This window comes from Kocuria sp. CH-021 (assembly GCF_049716185.1).
Classification (GTDB): Bacteria; Actinomycetota; Actinomycetes; order Actinomycetales; family Micrococcaceae; genus Kocuria; species Kocuria cellulosilytica.
In genome coordinates, this window is record NZ_JBNAFK010000044.1 from 1 (window position 1) to 3,260 (window position 3,260).

General features: G+C 64.0%; 5 protein-coding genes. 4 read left to right on the forward strand and 1 reads right to left on the reverse strand.

Annotated features, from left to right (window positions below):
* From ACPYN7_RS17865 to ACPYN7_RS17880, 4 genes are all read left to right on the forward strand, one after another.
* On the forward strand, window positions 1-570 hold a 570-nt coding region (locus tag ACPYN7_RS17865; RefSeq protein ID WP_424348538.1), incomplete at its 5' end, for a hypothetical protein.
* Window positions 571-634: 64 nt separating this feature from the next.
* A complete protein-coding gene (locus ACPYN7_RS17870; RefSeq protein ID WP_112254583.1) occupies window positions 635-970 on the forward strand; it encodes a hypothetical protein in 336 nt (111 codons plus the stop codon).
* 77 nt (window positions 971-1,047) lie between these two features.
* Window positions 1,048-1,674, forward strand: coding sequence for a hypothetical protein (locus tag ACPYN7_RS17875; RefSeq protein WP_424348539.1), 627 nt, complete (start codon window positions 1,048-1,050; stop codon window positions 1,672-1,674).
* Window positions 1,675-1,902: 228 nt separating this feature from the next.
* Window positions 1,903-2,490 carry a recombinase family protein gene (locus ACPYN7_RS17880; protein WP_424348540.1) on the forward strand — a complete coding sequence of 196 codons (588 nt, stop codon included), beginning with the start codon at window positions 1,903-1,905 and terminating at the stop codon, window positions 2,488-2,490.
* Between the two features lie 4 nt (window positions 2,491-2,494).
* Here ACPYN7_RS17880 and ACPYN7_RS17885 read toward each other — a convergent pair whose 3' ends face one another.
* Complete coding sequence (locus tag ACPYN7_RS17885) at window positions 2,495-3,085, reverse strand: recombinase family protein (protein ID WP_112255816.1); 591 nt, start codon at window positions 3,083-3,085, stop codon at window positions 2,495-2,497.
* Window positions 3,086-3,260 lie beyond the last annotated feature (175 nt).

Below are 3,260 nucleotides of genomic sequence, written 5' to 3' on the forward strand. Positions count from 1 at the left end.
CTGGATCAACCGACCATCGGCCGCAGAATCCGCAGCCGCCTGACACCCGCTGGCCTCAAACACCTTGAAAATTTCCGAACCCGCGGGGGTGGGTCGCAGGATGAGGGGGCGTTCGTGGAAACTATCGCATTGCTCGCCGCAGTGGTCGTCATGGTGGTGGCTCTGGCCCTGGTTTACACCCGTCGCACCGTGGCCCGACGCCTGTCACCCACGGCTGACGCCGCGGGACCGGTGGCCGCGCAGGTGGTTGTGGTGGCGATCTTCACCGCTACCGCGGCGGTGGCCGCGGCGATGACACTCATGCTGTTCTCTGCTCTGGATGACTCTCAACCGGTGTGGGTGACGGTGGGCTTCCCGGTGGGGATCAGCGCCATCCTCCTGGCGGGAGCGGTAATGGCCCGGTGGTTTGCGGAGCGTTTCGGCGAGGCAATCTACACGGCTTTCAACGGCCCCTCCCGCCCGGAGGAGAACCCGTCCATGTATGCGGCCGCCTCAGTCCGCTGGTGGTGGATCTACGCCCTGGCCGCGGTCCTACCGTTGACCGTGCTCGTGACCGGCCTGTTCCAATGAGGGCACGAGCTGCGGTAGCAGGCAGTCGTCAGCACAGGGCACGACACGACGCGGAGGGTATTCGATGACCGCCAAAACATTCACCCTCATCACCTTCGGCGGCTTCATAGCCATGGCCCTCTTCTCCTTGGTTGTTGTCCTCGTTGGAGGAGACTGGCGCGGAGGCAACGATGATGTCTTCTGGTTCCAATTTGCAGGGGCTGCGCTCACCTTTGGGGCCTACGGCATGTACCGCCAGAAGTGGTCCCCTAAGATCACCGGGGCGCGTTATCTGCTGGCGGTCGAACGGGACCTCACCTTGGACGAGGCGGCCGAGATCTGCCAGAAGTACTCGTTTCTCCTGCTCATCAGCGCCGGCCTGTTTCTGGTTTCTGGAGTAGCTGCCATCTTCGTCTACTGATGGCCCCACTACTCGGCTCGTGCCTGATGGGGCAGCCATAGGCTCAGCCACGCCCTCGGCGCCACTATGCTCACACCGTGCTTTCCCCTGATTGGTCTCCAAGCGACAGCAAACCACCCACGGATGAAGATCGACTGGAGCTCTTCTCCGACCTGACCCACCAGTACGACGTCGCGACCCGATCTCTGCGCGAGGCCGACACCGATGCCTCCCGGCACAGCGAGGAGCTAACGCACGGTCGGTTCGTCAGGGCGGCGTTGCTCCGAAAGTTCTTCATCGGCTCTGACAACCATGTCCATCTCGACAAAGTTGTCGAGTCGATTGAGGCCGTGGCCCATGCGGCAGGGACGTTCGATGACGCACTCCAGGCTGGGTGCGACAACATCCGTGCCAGCTTCCTGAATCTGCCCACCACCGGACAACACATCACCAATACGGGCGGCCCTACCCAGGGCACCTACACCCCAGGTGATGTATTCAAACTCGTGGCCTATGGGAACGTCCTGCACGCGGACTACGGGAAATGGCGCCAAACACGGACCCACGCCAGTCGTATGTATATGGCCTCACTGGCCAGCACGGTTCACCGCATGGAACATGTCCTTTTGTCGCTGATCGACCCCGTGGATCAACTGCTGGGCGAACACCGGGGAAGGGCAAGGTCGGGAACATGGGCCCCGATCGCCGGTCTCGGAGGGGGCTGAAGCTGACCATCATTTTCTAGGAACCGGCTTGAACACCAGCTAAGGGGATGATCTCGGAGCACGCCATCTCGTTCATCAGGTGCGTCCGGTGGCGCACGTTAGAGGGACCCCCTCCCGCTGCGGACCTACATCACGATTTGGAGGCAGGAAACCGGGTCGGGTTGATGCCCGTATGCCCCGCCCGCAAGGGGGTGCCCGCACAGGTACGGCATGCGCAACACTGGAAAAGTGAGCGGGAAGAAGATCGGCTACGCCCGCGTCTCCACCATCGAGCAGGACCTCACCGTCCAGCGTGAAGCCCTGCAACGCCTGGGCGTGGCCGAGGAACGGATCTACGTCGACCACGGCCTGACCGGGGCGCACCGGTCCCGCCCGGGGCTGCGCGAGGCGATGGCCGCCTGCTGGCCCGGGGACACTCTGGTGGTCACCAAACTCGACCGCCTCGCCCGCTCCCTGCCCGATGCCCGCGACATCGCCGATGAGCTCACCGGCCGGGGAGTGACCCTGTCACTGGGTGGCAGCGAGTACGACCCCACCGACCCGGTCGGGCGGTTGCTGTTCAACGTGCTGAGCATGGTGGCGGAATTCGAATCCGACTTGATCCGGATGCGCACCCGCGAGGGCATGGCCATCGCCCGGGCCAAAGGCCGACTGCGCGGGCGGCAGCCGAAGCTCTCCGTGCTGCAGCGCCGGCACCTGATGTCCCTACACGAGAAGGGCGAGCACACCCAGGCTGAGCTGGCGGAGCTGTTCGGGGTGGCCCGCTCCACGGTCTACCGCACGATCCAGCGAGAGCTGGCCAAGCGCACCAGCTGAAGCTTCACACCACCGTGGAAGGCAACTCCCGAATCCGCCGGTACAGCGTCGCCCGAGACATCCCGAGGTCCCGCGCCACCTGGGTGGCCGGCTCCCCGGACTCGATCAGCCTCAACGCGTTGCGGATCTGGGAGTCCGTGAAGGTCTGACGCCGCCCACCGAGGTCTTTGCCGGCAGCCCTGCGCTTGGCTACCGAGTCGGTGATGCGTTCGCGTTTGATCTCCAGCTCCATCTGGGCCAGCGCGGCCATGACGGTGAAGACCATCGACCCCATCGGGGTCGCGGTGTCCACATCTCCCCCACCGAGGTTCAGCACCCGCAGCCCGGCTCCCCTGCCTCGCAGTGCTTCGGCGAAGGTCAGCATGTTCTGCGTCGAGCGTCCCAGCCGGTCCAGCGTGGTGATGACCAGAGTGTCCCCCGACTCGAGCGCAGCGACCGCCCGATCGAACTGCGGACGGGATGCACGGCTTCCAGACACTCCACTGTCTAGGTACACATCGTCACGTCGCACACCGGCGGCGAGGAGGTCAGACACTTGACGGTCTGCATCTTGCTGCCGTGTCGACACTCGGGCGTACCCGATCAGCTTCCCCACGTCCACCCCATCTGTCTCGCAACCAACGTTGAGTATCCAATTCTAGGGGCACGAATAAAGCACATAGCTACGAGACAGTCCGAACCGCGGAAACATGCGTGTGAACCGCAGCGATAAGTGGCGGTGTTCTGACAGAGCTAAATGACTTCTTCGGGGCGGGGCAGTCAGTAGCGGG

Bases quoted from the DNA above. Each gene is read 5' to 3' on its own strand.
- ACPYN7_RS17870 (WP_112254583.1), top strand. From the start codon at position 635: ATGACCGCCAAAACATTCACCCTCATCACCTTCGGCGGCTTCATAGCC.